Origin of the sequence: Pseudomonas sp. HMWF032 (genome assembly GCF_003060885.1) — a bacterium.
Taxonomy (GTDB): domain Bacteria; phylum Pseudomonadota; class Gammaproteobacteria; order Pseudomonadales; family Pseudomonadaceae; genus Aquipseudomonas.
Genome location: NZ_QAIG01000005.1, coordinates 1439220 through 1453907, shown reverse-complemented (window position 1 = coordinate 1453907; position 14688 = coordinate 1439220). Strand labels below are relative to the sequence as shown.

At 63.6% G+C, this 14688-nt stretch carries 12 protein-coding genes; 2 read left to right on the top strand and 10 right to left on the bottom strand.

All coding sequences use genetic code 11. From position 1 onward, the window contains the following. Positions 1-3: 3 nt before the first annotated feature. From DBR00_RS09395 to DBR00_RS09350, 10 genes are all read right to left on the bottom strand, one after another. Positions 4-774 (bottom strand): sulfite exporter TauE/SafE family protein, encoded by a 771-nt coding sequence (locus DBR00_RS09395; protein WP_108490017.1) that lies wholly within the window; start codon positions 772-774, stop codon positions 4-6. A gap of 107 nt (positions 775-881) precedes the next feature. After that, positions 882-1904 (bottom strand): PleD family two-component system response regulator, encoded by a 1023-nt coding sequence (locus DBR00_RS09390; protein ID WP_108490018.1) that lies wholly within the window; start codon positions 1902-1904, stop codon positions 882-884. A gap of 57 nt (positions 1905-1961) precedes the next feature. Next, positions 1962-2966 carry a chemotaxis response regulator protein-glutamate methylesterase gene (locus DBR00_RS09385; protein ID WP_108538044.1) on the bottom strand — a complete coding sequence of 335 codons (1005 nt, stop codon included), beginning with the start codon at positions 2964-2966 and terminating at the stop codon, positions 1962-1964. Further along, positions 2963-5209, bottom strand: a complete 2247-nt coding sequence (locus DBR00_RS09380; protein ID WP_108487570.1) for a hybrid sensor histidine kinase/response regulator — start codon at positions 5207-5209, stop codon at positions 2963-2965. Before DBR00_RS09380 ends, DBR00_RS09385 begins: the two co-directional genes overlap by 4 nt. Further along, entirely contained in the window at positions 5206-5874 is a 669-nt protein-coding gene (locus DBR00_RS09375) for a chemotaxis protein CheW (protein WP_108487568.1), read from the bottom strand. The genes DBR00_RS09380 and DBR00_RS09375 overlap by 4 nt, the downstream gene beginning before the upstream one ends. Continuing rightward, the gene (locus DBR00_RS09370) at positions 5874-7118 is read right to left on the bottom strand and encodes a protein-glutamate O-methyltransferase CheR (RefSeq protein WP_108487566.1); all 1245 of its coding nucleotides are present in this window, start codon (positions 7116-7118) and stop codon (positions 5874-5876) included. The genes DBR00_RS09375 and DBR00_RS09370 overlap by 1 nt, the downstream gene beginning before the upstream one ends. After that, positions 7115-7630 carry a chemotaxis protein CheW gene (locus DBR00_RS09365; RefSeq protein ID WP_108487564.1) on the bottom strand — a complete coding sequence of 172 codons (516 nt, stop codon included), beginning with the start codon at positions 7628-7630 and terminating at the stop codon, positions 7115-7117. Before DBR00_RS09365 ends, DBR00_RS09370 begins: the two co-directional genes overlap by 4 nt. 3 nt (positions 7631-7633) lie before the next feature. Continuing rightward, positions 7634-9262, bottom strand: coding sequence for a methyl-accepting chemotaxis protein (locus DBR00_RS09360; RefSeq protein ID WP_108487562.1), 1629 nt, complete (start codon positions 9260-9262; stop codon positions 7634-7636). Positions 9263-9458: 196 nt separating this feature from the next. Beyond that, entirely contained in the window at positions 9459-9821 is a 363-nt protein-coding gene (locus tag DBR00_RS09355) for a DUF3703 domain-containing protein (RefSeq protein WP_108487560.1), read from the bottom strand. Between the two features lie 12 nt (positions 9822-9833). After that, complete coding sequence (locus tag DBR00_RS09350) at positions 9834-12011, bottom strand: heavy metal translocating P-type ATPase (RefSeq protein ID WP_177479939.1); 2178 nt, start codon at positions 12009-12011, stop codon at positions 9834-9836. A gap of 81 nt (positions 12012-12092) precedes the next feature. On the opposite strand from DBR00_RS09350, the gene cadR reads away from it, so the two are divergent. Together cadR and DBR00_RS09340 are read left to right on the top strand one after the other, a co-directional pair. Further along, positions 12093-12545 (top strand): Cd(II)/Pb(II)-responsive transcriptional regulator, encoded by a 453-nt coding sequence (gene cadR, locus DBR00_RS09345; protein ID WP_108487572.1) that lies wholly within the window; start codon positions 12093-12095, stop codon positions 12543-12545. Positions 12546-12664: 119 nt separating this feature from the next. Next, positions 12665-14688: HAMP domain-containing sensor histidine kinase (locus DBR00_RS09340; RefSeq protein ID WP_256582957.1), on the top strand; the 2024-nt coding region annotated here is incomplete at its 3' end.

Genomic DNA, 14688 nt, shown 5'->3' with positions numbered 1-14688 from the left:
GTGCTACTGGGCGAAATAGGTCGCCCAGAAGTAATACAGCGTCATCCCGCTGCCCACGCTGATCACCAGCAGGCGCAGGAACTTGGTCGGCAAACGCTGGCCCAGCGTACCGCCGGCATAGCCGCCTACGGTGGCACCCACCAGCAGAATCCCCAACTCATACCCGCTGACCCGCCCGGCGATGATAAAGGTTGCCGTGGCGACGCTGTAGATCACCGCCGAAATCAGGTTTTTCAGGGCATTGGCGCGGGCCAGTGGGTGGCCTTCGATGGAGAATGTCGCCAGTTGCAGGATGCCCATGCCGGCACCGAAGTAGCCACCATAGATCGACACGCCAATATGCGCGCTCAGTGACAGCGGGCTGTGCGGCGGTTGGGCGGCGTCGGCGCGACGTGCAGCCAGCCAGCGACTGAGCCTGGGGCTGGCGGCAAACAGCGCGGTGGCGGCCAGCAGCAGCCAGGGAATCAGTGTGGCAAAGAGCGCATCGCCGCCAAGCAGCAGCAACAGCCCGCCGGCTAAACCGCCAGCCAGTCCGGCCAGTAGCAACGGCAGCAGATAACGGCCAAGCGGGCGCAGTGTGTCGCGTGCCGCCCAGGCACCAGCCAGGCTGGCCGGCCATAGCGCCACGGCATTGGTGGCATTGGCCGTCACTGGCGGCAGGCCCGCCGCGAGCAGGGCCGGGAAGGAGAAAAAGGTCCCGCCACCGGCGAGGGCATTGATCCCGCCGGCAGCAAAACCGGCGGCAAGCAGAAGCAGAATATCTGGCACTGACATGAGGCTTCGTTCGTTTGGCTGACGAGGCAAGGTAAGGCCGCGCGTACGGCCCGGCCAAGTACACCAAGGTCCCGTTTCGCGACAGTGCGCTTATCTGTCGTAGGCGCTCAGCTGTTATCCGGGGCCATCGCCACCTGATTGCGGCCACTGTGCTTGGCCAGGTAGAGGCCCTCGTCGGCCTTAATGATCAGGCCCATGGGGTCGTTCCCCTCACTCGGCCTGAGGGTGGCGATACCAATGCTTACGCTGATGCATGAGCCCGCTTTCGGCCGCTCGTGGGGGATGCCGAGCGCCTCGATGGCGCGCCGGACCTTCTCGGCCTGCAGGCGTGCGCCACCGGAGGCGGTGCCTGGCATGATCACGGCGAACTCTTCGCCGCCATAGCGGGCCGCGAGGTCAGCGGCACGGGTGCAGCTGGTGCGTAAGGCCTCGCCCACCTGGCGCAGCACATCGTCGCCGGCCACATGCCCATACTGATCGTTGTAGGCCTTGAAGTAGTCGACGTCGATCATCAACAGAGACAGTTCGCTGTTGTCACGCTGGGCCCGGTGCCACTCGACTTCGATGTATTCATCCAGATAGCGGCGGTTGGCCAGGCCGGTGAGACCGTCGGATTTGATCAGCCGTTGCAGCACCAGGTTGGTGTCGAGCAATTGCTGCTGGCTTTCGCGCAAGGCACGGTAGGCCTCATCCCGCTGTTGCAGGGTAAGGTAGGAGCGCGAGTGGTAGCGGATACGCGCCAGCAGTTCAATCACATCCGGCAACTTCACCAGGTAGTCGTTGGCGCCAGCGGCGAACGCTGCGCTCTTGACCTTGGGGTCTTCCTTGGTCGACAGCACGATGATAGGTACATCACGCAGCCCCGGTGTGCTGCGGTACTGGCTGAGCAGGTCGAGGCCGTCGATGCCGGGCATGATCAGATCCTGCAGGATCACCGTGGGCTTGATCTGTTGGGCCACATGCAGGGCCTGGTGCGGGTCTGAGCAGAAGTGGAAGTCGATGTCGCTCTCTTCGCCCAGCGCTCGCCTTACGGCCTCGCCGATCATGGCTTGGTCATCGACCAGCAGCACCATCATCGAATAGTCGGGTATCCCTTGAGGAAACGGGGGATGCTCATGAGGCCGTTGCATGGCAGTACTCCATCATTTACTTCATCTGGTGCCGGCAAAGTGCTAGCGGTGGGTGCATCAACTCAAACGCTTGACTAGGCAAGGGGCAATCTTGTCCAGCGGCAGAATCTCCACGGCAGCTTCCAGGGCCGCCGCCGCCTTAGGCATACCATAGACCGCACAGCTGGCTTGGTCCTGGGCGATGGTGTGAAAACCGCGCTCACGCATCTGCTTGAGCCCGCATGCGCCGTCGCGGCCCATGCCGGTCAGCAGCACGCCGATGGCATCGCCGCACCAGTGGGTGGCCACGCTGTTGAAGAATACATCGATAGACGGACGGTAGACCTGATCGGCCGGTTCGCGGCGGTAGACCAGCCGCCCTTCGGGGGTCAAGTACAGGTGGTTGTTGGCGCCGGCCAGCAGCACTTCACCCGGTTGCAGCAGCTCGCCGTCCTGGGCCAGGCGCACAGGCAGGTGTGATTCGCTGGCCAGCCACTGCGCCATGCCTGCGGCAAACACCTCGTCGACGTGTTGCACCAGGACGATGCTGGCGGGAAACTTCGCCGGGATCTGCTGCAGCAATTCAACCAGCGAGGCCGGGCCGCCGGCCGAGGCACCGATGGCCACCAGGCGTTTGTCGCGCAGATCACTGGTCTTGGCTGGGGCCGAGGTGACGCTGCCTGAGGCCTTGTGCCCGATCATCCAGGCGATGTTGTGGATCTTGCGGCGGATCGCCGCGCCATCGAGCAGCTGCTGCGGCCCGAGTGATGGCACGGCTACTACGTCCAGTGCGCCGGCGCCCATGGCATCGAACACCTGGGTCAGGTTGCGCTCGACATCGGCGGTGACGATCAGGATCGCGCAGGGGGTGTCGTGCATGATCCGTCGGGTGGCTTCGACACCGTTCATGCCGGGCATCAGCATGTCCATCAGCAGCAGGTCGGGGTGATCCTCGCGGCAGCGGCGCACGGCATCTTCGCCATTCTCGGCGACCCAGATCAACTCGTACTGCGGCTCGGCAGCCAGCGCCCGGCGCAGGCTTTCGACGGCCAGCGGCATGTCGTTGGCGATTGCAATCCTCATTCGCGTGCCTCTCCAATCAGGGTCTGTACGGCATCCAGCAGTGCTTCGTCATGGAAGCTGGCTTTGGCCAGGTAATAGTCCGCCCCGGCTTCCAGGCCTTTGCGGCGGTCTTCTTCGCGGTCCTTGTAGGACACCACCATCACCGGTAGCGAGCGCAGGCGTGGGTCCTGGCGCAGCAGGTTGACCAGTTCGATGCCGTCCATGCGCGGCATGTCGATATCGGTGATCAGCAGGTCGAAGCTGCCTGCGCGCAGGGCGTTCCAACCGTCCATGCCATCGACGGCCACCTCGACCTGATAGCCGCGACTGAGTAGCAGTTTGCGTTCCAGCTCGCGCACGGTGAGCGAGTCATCCACCACCAGCACACGTTTGCTGCTGGCCTGGCGGGTGCTGCCGCTGTGGTCGACACGCTCCAGATGGCCGCCGCCAAGCAGCTTGGCAACCGAGTTGAGCAGGTCATCGACATCCAGAATCAGCACTGGCGTACCGTCGTGCAGCAAGGCCCCGGCCGCCACGTCGCGGATCTTGCCCAGGCGTGGGTCCAGCGGCATCAGCACCAGGGTGTACTCACCAATAAAACGTTCGACCGCCAGGCCGTGGCAGCGCTCGCGGTCACGGATCATCACAATCGGGATGTCCGCCTCTTCGCTTTTTTGCTCGGCGCATTGCAGCAGCTGGGCGGCGGACAGCAGGCCGATGTGTTCGTTTTCGAGCCAGAAGTGCTGGCGCCCTTCGAGGTGAACAATCGCCTCACGCTGCAGGCGCAGCATGCGTTCAATCTGTGCCAGGGGAAAGGCATACGCCTCGCCGCCGATGCTCACCACCAACGCGCGGACCACTGACAGGGTCAGTGGCAGTTCGATATGGAACAGGCTGCCTTCGCCCTGGCGCTGTTGTAGGCGCACGTTGCCACGCATACGGCGGATTTCGTGCTGCACCACGTCCAGGCCGACACCCCGCCCGGAGATTTCAGTGACCTGCTGGCTCATGCTGAAACCGGGCAGGAAGAGGAAGGTCAGCAGCTCTTCCTCGCTCATCTGCGCCACCTGTTCGGCGGAGGTGAAGCGCCGCTCGATGATGGCCTGGCGGACCCGCTCCAGGTCAACCCCGCCGCCGTCATCGCTGACTTCCAGAATCAGCATGTTGGCGTGATGGCGCGCTTTGAGCAGCACCGTGCCTTCTTCGGGCTTGCCCTTGCGCACCCGCAGCGCCGGCGGTTCGATGCCGTGATCAACCGCGTTGCGCAGCAGATGGGTCAGTGGGGCCTCCAATCGTTCAAGAATGTCGCGATCGACCTGGGTGTGTTCGCCTTCAACCTCCAGGTGCACCTGCTTGCCCAGTGAACGTCCCAGGTCACGCAGCATGCGCGCCTGGCCGGTCAGCACGTCGGCAAACGGCCGCATGCGCGAGGCCAGGGCCAGGTCATACAGTTGCTGGGTGCGCTGGCCGCCATGCCAGGCGAAGTCATCGAACAGTTCCTGATGGCTCTGCAGTTGCTGCTGGCACTCCATCAGCAGGTGGCGGCCATCGTTGAGCAGGGTTTCTATGGTGGGGCTGATTGGCAGGCCGAGCAGCTGTTCGCGTAGGCTTTCGTAGGTACGCCTTGCGGCAGCCTGCTGGCGCTTGAGGCGGTGCAGGGAGTCGCTCAGTGGTTTCATGCGCTGGAACTCCACCAGCGATTTGCCCGACAGGTCGATCAGGTGGTCGAAGCGTTCGGCGGAAACGCGCAGCACCCGGCTGTACTCTTCGCTTGTCGGTTCAGTGGGCGGCTGCGTGGGCGCGGGTTGGGCGCTGGACGTCGGCTCGGTTGTCGGGGGCGCGGCAGTGGGCGGCTCACGCAGGGCCGGTACGGCTGCCCCGAGCAGTGCCTGCAGGCGTGAAGTGACGTGGTGGATCTGCGATTCAAGCTCGGTGTCGGGCAGTGCCTGGCCGATGCGCAACAGCAGGTCGGAGCCTTGCAGCAGGGCATCGATATGGTCTGGCAGCAGGCGCAGCAGACCTTCCTGGGCGGCCACCAGCAGGTCCTCCATGGCATGGGCCACTTTTACGCCACTGTCCAGGCCGACAATCCGTGAAGCCCCCTTGAGCGAGTGGGCGGCGCGCATGCAGGCTTCCAACTGCCCGGCATTCACCGGGTCACGCTCAAGAATCAGCAGGCCGGTATCCAGCACCTGTTTCTGCGCCTCCGCCTCCATGCGGAACAGCTCAAGCAGCGAGGCATCACGCATCTGATCCGGGGTCATGTCAGGCTCCTGATCATGGCGGCGAGCAGTTGTTCATCGTCGAGCAGGGTGATGCTCCTGCCGTCCCATTGCAGTACGCCAGCGCTGAAGCGGCTGATGGTGCGCTTGTCTTCCTGCACCGAGGCGCCGATCAATGCCAAGGGAATGCGCTGAATGCCGTTGACTTCATCAACCGGGCTGACCAGTGGTCCGGCGTTGGTTTCAAGGATCAGCATGCGCGGTGTGGCGCGTTTTTCCTGCGTACTTTCGCTGCGCTCCAGGCCCAGCACCTCACCCAGATTGAGGCATGCGACCAGCGTGCCGCGTACGTTGGTGACGCCCAGCAGGCTGCCGCTCTTTTGGTGCGGCAGAGTGTGAATGGGGGAGAGGGGCATCACTTCGGCCATGCGCCGGGTGGCAAGTGCCAGCCACTCTTCACCCAGGCGAAAGATCAACAGAGAACGCTGCTCACCCTGGTTTTCGCTGGCTTCAGCCTGGCCGTAGCCGCTGGCGTCCTGTTCCAGCACAGTGCCATAGCGGTCCAGCAGGGTGATCGCCGCAGCACTGTAGATCTCGCAGTTGCGGCAGTGGATGTGAGCGTCCAGGCGCGCGCAGCTCTTGTCACCGAATACGCCGATACGGTTCCAGCAGTCGTCAATTGGTGCCTGGTTCAGATCAGCATCCATCACGATGATTTACCTCCCTCCTGCGCACGCCGATACAGGCGCTGGGCCCCGCTCTGGTCGCCCTGGGTTTCCAGGTGGGCGGCCAGGTGGGTCAGTGCTTCGCGGTGCTGCGGGTCAAGATAGATGGCCTTGCGGTAATAACCACAGGCCTGTTCGCTGCGCTGCTCGACATCGCTGAGCAGGCCCAGCCAATAGAAGGCTTGGGCGCTCGGACCCGCTGTCTGCAGATGGCGTTCGCAGAGGCTGCGCGCTTGCTCGCAGTGGCCGGCGTTGGCCAGCTCGGCGACTTTATCCCAGGGTGTGCTGATGGGCGCTGGGGCTGGCATTGCAGGTGTTGGGGGGCGCGCTGGCACGCTGCTGCGCGGCGCTGTTGGCGGCCGTGGCGCAGGCTGGCGTGGCAGAACAGGCTGTGCCCGGCTGGGTGGCTTCAGGCTGATCGGTTTAGCGGTTTCGGCGGGCGCCAGGCGAAACGCAAAAGTTTGTTGCCGACCCAGGGCCTGCATTCCATTTTGTGTGGCCAGGCTGGCCTCGGCCGGGCCGATAAACATCACGCCTTGTGGTTGCAGCTGGCGCTTGAGCAGTTCCAGTACGCGCACCTGAGTGGCACGGTCGAAGTAGATCAGCAGGTTGCGGCAGAAGATGAAATCGTAGGCCGGTGTAGTGCTGAACAGGGCGCTGTCGAGCAGGTTGCCGCAGCGCAGTTGCACACGGCTTTTGACCCGCTCATCGAGTACAAAACTGTCGTTCTGGACGCGAAAGAAGCGCTCACGGAATGCCAGTGCGTCGCCGCGAAACGAATTGCGTCCGTAGATACCGCGGTTGGCCAGGGCCAGCACTTTGTCACTGACATCCAGGGCTTCAATCTGAAACTGCTCGGGCGCGAAGCCAGCATCGAGCAGGGTCATGGCGATCGAGTAGGGTTCTTCGCCGCTGGAGCAGGGCACGCTGATGATACGCAGCGGGCGCGCGGCGTTTAGCCGGGTGTGGCTCTCAACCGCCAGGGTGGCAAGGGCCTTGAATGACTCGGGGTAGCGGAAGAACCAGGTTTCCGGTACCACCACAGCCTCAACCAGCGCCTGCTGTTCTTTGGACGAACCGTTGAGGGTAATCCAGTAGTCTTCCAGGGCGCTCTTGTGTTGAGCATTCATGCGCTGGCGCACGGCGCGCTCGATCATGCTGCGGCCAACCGACTCGGCGTCAAGGCCGATGCGTGATTTCAGCAGGCGTTCGATTTGCGCAATCATGCTGGCGCATCCCCAGCCTGTTGCGCTGCCTTGAACAGCACGGCGCGCAGGGCGTCATCCAGCAGGCCCTGAACGTCGATGCGCTGGATCAGTCCGCGCTCATCCGCCTGCGTTGGCCCGAGGTAATCCGGCTGTGCGGCCTCCAGACCGCTGCTGGTAAAGGCATCGGCAGGCAGGCGCAGGGTGTTGGTGGCTTGTTCGAGAATCAGCCCGAGTACGCAGGCGTGCGCCCCGCGTTGTGCATCGAAGTACACCAGCACCAGGCGGGTGCTATTGCGTTCCAGTGCTGGCCGTTTGAGCACGCGCTGGTTGAGATCCAGCACGGGAATCATCCGTCCGCGGTGCTGGAAAACCCCAGCCACCCACTCCGGGGTTTCCGGCACCTGCTTGAGCTGGCGCAGTGGCAACACCTCGGCAACCTCGCGGGCGCTGATGGCATAGCGATCTTCGCCCAGCTGGAATAGCAGGTGCAGCTCCCCCTTGGCTGATCCAGCAGTGGCGGCTTTGTGCATGGCTCAGACCTTGAAGCTGCTGACGCCAACCCGCAGGTTGCTGGCCACCTGATTCAGCTCGTCGATTGCCACGCCGGCCTGGCGCAGGCTGTCTACGGTCTGACTGCTGGCTTCGCTCAACTGCACCAGGGCCTGGTTGATCTGCTCGGCACCGGTTGACTGCGCCTGCATGCCCTCGTTGACCATCTGAATACGCGGTGCGAGGGCCTGCACTTGCTGAATGATCTGTGCCAGCTGGTCACCCATCTGCGCCATTTCGCCGATGCCGCGGCGAACTTCTTCGGAGAACTTGTCCATGCCCATCACCCCGGCCGATACCGCGGACTGGATCTCGCGCACCATTTGCTCGATATCGTAGGTGGCCACTGCGGTCTGATCGGCCAGGCGTCGCACTTCGACCGCTACCACGGCAAAGCCTTTGCCGTATTCGCCGGCCTTTTCCGCTTCGATGGCGGCGTTGAGGGAGAGCAGATTGGTCTGGTCCGCCACTTTGACGATGGTGGTGACCACGTGATTGATGTTGCCGGCCTTCTCGTTGAGGATCGACAGTTTGCCGTTGACCACATCGGCGGCCCCCATGACCTGGCGCATGATTTCTTCCATGCGGCTCAGCCCCAGCTGGCCGGTGCCAGCGAGCATCGAAGTCTGTTCGGCGTTGTCGGACACCTCACCCATGGTGCGCACCAGGTCGCGTGAGGTGGCGGTGATCTCGCGTGAAGTGGCACCGATTTCCGTCGTGGTGGCAGCCGTTTCGGTGGCCGTGGCCTGCTGCCGGCGCGAGGTGGCGGCGATTTCGGTGACTGCGGTGGTCATCTGCACGGCCGAGCGCTGGGCGTGGCCGACCAGGGTCTTGAGTTCACCGACCATACTGTTGAAGCCAATTTCGATGGCGTTGAATTCATCATTGCGCTGCATATTCAGGCGCACGGACAGGTCGCCGCTTTCGAGGGTCTTGAGGGTGCTGACAATGTGGTCGATCGGACGGGTGATGGCTTGCAGCAGCAGCCAGCCACAGACCCCGGCTGCCGCAATGGTCAGCACAATGGCCAGCAGGATCTCGAACTCCAGCGAGCGTACGGCGTCGCGGATAGCACTCGCGCTATGGTCGGCGAGGGTTCTGTTCAACTCGACCAGCTCGTTCAGGGTCTGCAGGCCCTGATCCCATTTCGGTAGCAGCTGTTCGGTGCTGAAACTATGGCCTTGGGGCTGTGGGCCGTCACGCAGAATGCCGATTAACTGGCTGTGCAGTAGCAGGTACTGGCGATGCTGTTGTTCGAACTGATCAGCCAGTTGCGCTTCGTTCTTATTGATATTGGTCTGCCGGTAGCGGTTTAACAGGTCATCAAGCGCGGCCTCAATGGCGGCGAACCGGGCCTGGGTGCTGGCGAGTGCAGCCGCATTGGTGCCATCGTCAAGGCCCAGCATCAGGTGATGGGTCTCCAGCACATGGTCGGCCCAGGCACTCTGGATCTTGCTGACGTAATAGACCCCGGGTAGGGCGTTGTCTTGCATCTGTGCGGTTTCGCCCTTGATCGACACCATGCGCACATAGGCTGTTGTGGCGAATAGCAGCAAGATGGTGATGAGGGCGGTGAAACTGGCGATGATGCGGGTGCGTACGGTTAACTTCATCCCTCTATCCTTCAGCTGCTGATGGAGCCGATAGTCGTGCGTGGTGATGGGTGAGCGGCCGCTCGCAATGGAGTGGCTGCGGTGATCGCGCTATTGGGGCCATGCTACTGGTCAGCCAGCGGCCAGCCAACCAGTTATAGCGCGTAACTCGCCGAGGCTCCGCCGCGCAGGCGTTGACGGCCCACGGTGTTGCCCGTCAGGGGCGTGGAGGGGCGTGCTTTGCGTGGTGCAGCAGCCTGTGCAATTCCTCTGGCACGGGCATCGGCCGGAAGGCGCTGACCCGTGCCCGTCCGGTGTTGCCAACGGGCACCCAGATGCGCGAGGCCAGCAAGGCCGCGATAATCCGCGGCAGCTGGCCGGCCACTTCGCGGTAATCGCGTTGTTGCCAGCCGAGCGTGAGCATCAGCCAATGGCTTTTGGCATGCAACAGGGGGCGGCGCTGGGTGAGGATGTGCGCGCGTTCCAACCAGGCAAAAGCGGCAGCGCTGTTGTGCGCGCGCCTGGCCTGCTCGGCGTGCAGAAAGGCCTCGGTAATCGCCTGTTGCAGGGGAGCGTGCATGTGCGTGTGTACCTATTTTTTCAGCAGGCGCAGGCCGTTGAACACCACCAGCAGGCTGACGCCCATGTCGGCGAATACGGCCATCCACAGGGTGGCATGGCCGCTCAGGGTGACGGCGAGAAACAGCGCCTTGACCCCCAAGGCCAGGATGATGTTCTGCTTGAGAATGGCAGCGGTCTGCTGCGACAGGCGGATAAAGGCCGGAATCTTGCGCAGGTCGTCATCCATTAGCGCTACATCGGCGGTTTCGATGGCCGTGTCGGTACCGGCCGCCGCCATGGCAAAACCGATCTGCGCCTTGGCCAGCGCCGGGGCATCGTTGATCCCGTCACCCACCATGCCGACCACGCCGCCGTGTGCCTGCAGGGCTTCGATGGCCTGCAGTTTGTCCTCCGGCAGCAGGTTGCCGCGGGCTTCGTCGATGCCTACCTGTGCGGCGATGGCGGTTGCCGTGTGTGGGTTGTCGCCAGTCAACATGCTGGTTTTCACGCCGAGGGCATGCAGCTGGGCGATGGCCTCGCGGCTGGATGCCTTGACGGTGTCGGCCACGGCAAACAGCGCCAGTGCGCGGCTGCTGTCGCACAGCACGACCACGCTCTTACCTTGCCGTTCGAGGTGTTCGAGGGTGGCTTCCAGCTCGGCTGAGCACAGGCCCCGTTCTTCCACCAGGCGGTGATTGCCCAGGTAAAGCGCGGTGCCGTCGATGCTGCCGTGAACACCACGGCCGGGCAGGGCGGCAAAACCTTCCACGGCCTGAGTGGGCAGGCCCTCGGCGAGAGCCTGTTGGGCGATGGCCTGGGACACCGGGTGATCCGAGCGGCTGGCCAGGCTCGCGGCGTGGCGGCGGTAGCGATCACTGTCCAGCGTGTGCAGCGCCAGGTAGTCGGTTTGCACCGGCTTGCCGTGGGTGAGGGTGCCGGTTTTGTCGAGGGCCAGGTAGTCCAGCTTGGCTGCGCTCTCCAAATAGACCCCACCCTTGACCAGGATACCTTTGCGCGCGGCGGCGGCCAGGCCACTGACGATGGTCACTGGGGTCGAGATCACCAGCGCGCAGGGACAGGCCACCACCAGCAGCACCAGGGCGCGGTAGATCCAGTCATACCAGGGCGCTGCCAGCAGCAGCGGCGGTAACAGCGCAACCACCAGGGCCAGGAGAACCACCAGCGGGGTGTAGACCCTGGCGAACTGGTCGACAAAGCGCTGGGTTGGGGCGCGGGAGCCCTGCGCCTGTTCAACCGCGTGAATGATCCGCGCCAGCGTGGTGTTGGCGGCAGCGGCCAGCACGCGGTATTCCAGCGCGCCGGCCTGGTTGATGGTGCCGGCAAACAGCGGATCGCCGACGGTCTTTTCCACTGGCAGGCTTTCGCCGGTAATCGGCGCCTGGTTGACGGTGGAGTGGCCGACGAGCACTTCACCATCCAGGCCAATGCGCTCGCCAGGGCGCACCCTGACGCGGGCGCCGAGCGCGACGCTGTTGAGTGCCACCTCGCGCCAGCTGCCGTCAGCCTGCTGCACGGTAGCGCGCTCGGGCGTCAGGTCCATCAGGCCGCGAATGGCATTGCGCGCACGGTCCAGAGACTTAGCCTCGATCAGTTCCGCCACGGCGAACAGGAACATGACCATGGCCGCCTCTGGCCACTGGCCGATTAGCACCGCGCCGGTAACGGCAATGCTCATCAGCGCGTTGATGTTCAGGTTGCGGTTTTTCAGGGCGATCCAACCCTTCTTGTAGGTGCCCAGGCCGCACAACAGAATGGCCAGCAAGGCCACGGCTGCGACCACCCATTGCGGGGCCAGCGCGGCAAAGTGCAGGACTTCGGCGCTCAGCGCCGCCACCCCGGACAGTCCCAGCGGCCACCAGGGTTTCTTGTGTGGTGGCTTGGCGGGTGGCCGTTCAGCGCTCAGCGGCTCGGCCTGCATACCCAGCGCGTGGATCGCGGCCACAATCGGCGTAGTGGAGGGCAGGCGGTGCCAGACCCCGAGCACGCGGTTGATCAGGTTGAACTCAAGGCGTTCGATCCCGGCGAGCGCGTACAGACGCTGCTCAATCAGCGCCTGCTCGGTTGGGCAGTCCATCTGCTCGATGCGAAACTGGCTGAACAGGGCACCGTCCAATACGCCTTCGCGTGGCGGTGCAGTGGCGATGGCGTCCGCTTTTGGCGGGTGATGGTGGCCGCAGCAATCATTCATCAGGCGATCCTCGTTAGACGATGGAGTAGAGTGAACACCCTGAAGCCACTACAGGGTCAAGCACCTGTGAGCGAGGTTGTCATGAAGATTGGAATGCTGGCCAAACTGGCCGATTGCCCGGTTGAAACGGTGCGCTACTACGAGCGCGAAGGGTTGTTGTCGGCCCCGGCTCGTACCGAGGGCAATTACCGCCTGTATAGCAGTGAGCACCTGGAGCGGCTGACCTTTATCCGCAACTGCCGCACGCTGGACATGACCCTGGATGAAATCCGCCGCCTGTTGGCGCTGATGGATCACCCCGAGCCGAACTGCGAAGGCGTCAACAGCCTGGTGGATGAGCATATCCGTCATGTTCAGGCACGGGTCACCAGTCTGCTGGCGCTGCAGCAGCAACTGATCGACCTGCGCCATCGCTGTGCATCTGAGCAGGGCGTAGAGGCCTGCGGCATTCTCCAGCAACTGAACAGCAGCGGCGGAGTCAGCGCGCTGCCAGATGACGGCCACTCGCATGTGGGCAAAAGCCATCGGCACTGAGGTGCTGGCATTTTGCGCTGATTCACAGTTTGTCGGGGCATCTCATATACTCCGGGGCACTCTTGGCCCCGCCCGCAAGCCGCATCGGCTTCCAGCAATAAGGGAGCGCTCTGCACGTGATGCGTCTGTTGCGACTGATCATTCTGCTGCTACTGCCGGCCTGGCCGGTGTATGCCGATACACTCAGCGACTTGCGTCAATGGGACCCGCAGCAGCAGGCGACTCAGCCATTGTCGGGACAATGGCGGCTGACTTGGCTGGAGCCGGAACAGGCCGAGCAGTTTGTAACCCTGCCCTTTACCTGGGACCAGGGCACGGATAAACCCTGGGGGGCGGTGGGCTTCGGGCGTATCGAACTGCGCAGCGAGGTTCTGCTGCCGGCGCATTCCAGACAGCTGGCGCTTTATTTTGACGACCTCAAGTCTGCCGCGCGTATCTGGGTGGATGGCGTGCTGGTGCTGCAGCTGGGCCGCCCCGGTGATGCACACGATGAGATTCCGCGCTTACAACCCGCCATCGTGCCACTGCCGCTGGGACAGGCGCGGGTGAAGCTGCGGGTGGAATTGTCCAATCACTTCCACCACGAGGGTGGCGTCGACATGGTCGTGCGTGCCGGCACGCTGCAGGCGTTGCAGCTGGACAACAGCCGGCAGCGAGCGTTGTACCTGCTGACCGTTGGTGCGGCATTCATGATGGCCTTGTTTATGGGGCTGATGGACCGCGGGGCAGCCCGCTCCCTGGGCGGCGCGCCTTTTGCGGCCATTCTGATTCTGGCGGGCATGCGCGCGGTCTCCAGCGGCGGGCTGCTGGACTATTACCTGGAGTGGCCCGCGTTGTGGGTTTACCGGCTGGAGTACCTGTCCGGTCATCTGTTTGCTCCCGCCTATGGTCTGTTGCTGCTGCGCTTGTTTCCCGCTGAGCTGTCGCGGCATGTCCTGCGCCTGATGCTGGTGGTCGGCGCGCTGGGGGCTGCGGCAACGCTGCTGTTGCCGGCATCCTTCTTTACCCTGCTGCGTGATCCCTGCGCCCTGTGGTTGCTGCTCAGCGAGCTGTATTTTCTCGCCGCGTTGCTGCTGGCGGCCCGGCGACGCCGGCCGGGGGCGCTCGGCGTATTGCTGGGCATGCTGGTGCTGGATTTCACCATCGTCAACGACCTGATGATGTATTCCCTGAGTGTGCCCACGCTTAATCTGATACCGCTCGGCGTGCTGTTTTTCCTGTTGTCACATGGTCTGGTGGTCGGCAGCCGGGTGACGGCAGCACTGCGGCGGAGCAATGAGTTGCGCGAGGACTTGCAGCGTCTCAATGCCTCGCTGGAAGCCCGCGTCGAGGAACGCACCGCGGCCTTGGCCGTTGCCCGCGATCAGGCGTTGCATGAAGCTCGGCAGTCGCTGGAACGGCAGGCCATGCTCAGCCATGAACTGCGTACGCCGCTGGTGGCCATTCAGGGGCATCTGCAGCTGCTGGGGCGCGATGCGCTGGGGCGCGAACAGGCTCAGCGCCTCGAGACGGTGCAGGTTGCTGCCCAGAGCCTGACGGATGTACTCGACGGACTGATGCTCTTGTCGCGTGCCGAAAAACTGGAACTGCCGCCAGCCCAGGTGTTTTCCCCCGTGCGGCTGGTCGAGGAGTGTGCGGCGATCTTCCGGCCGCAAGCCGAAGCGCGTGGTCTTAGTCTGCTGACCCGATGTGCAGCGGATCTGCCGGCGTTTGTGCTGGGCAATCCGCAACCGTTGCGGCAAGTGCTCTACAACCTGCTGGGTAATGCACTCAAGTTTACCCAGGCGGGATATGTGGAAATCAGCCTGGCGTGCCGTGGCAGCGGGCTGGCGCTGCGAGTGACGGACACTGGCCCGGGGATTCGTGAGGAGCTGCAGCCGAGAATATTTGAAGCCTTTGTCCGTGACCCTCAAGCGGATCAGGCGGGTATAGGCCTGGGCCTGTACATCAGCGCGCGGCTGGCGGAGCTCATGGGTGCCACCCTGGCACTGCAAAGTACAACCGGTAAAGGCACCTGCATCGACTTGTGGTTGCCCTGGCAGGCGGCCGCCGAACCCGAACCGGGCGAGGATGGCCTGGCGCAGTTGCAGGGCCTGCGTGTGTTGCTGGTCGAGGATGTCGAGGTCAATCGTCTGGTCACTGC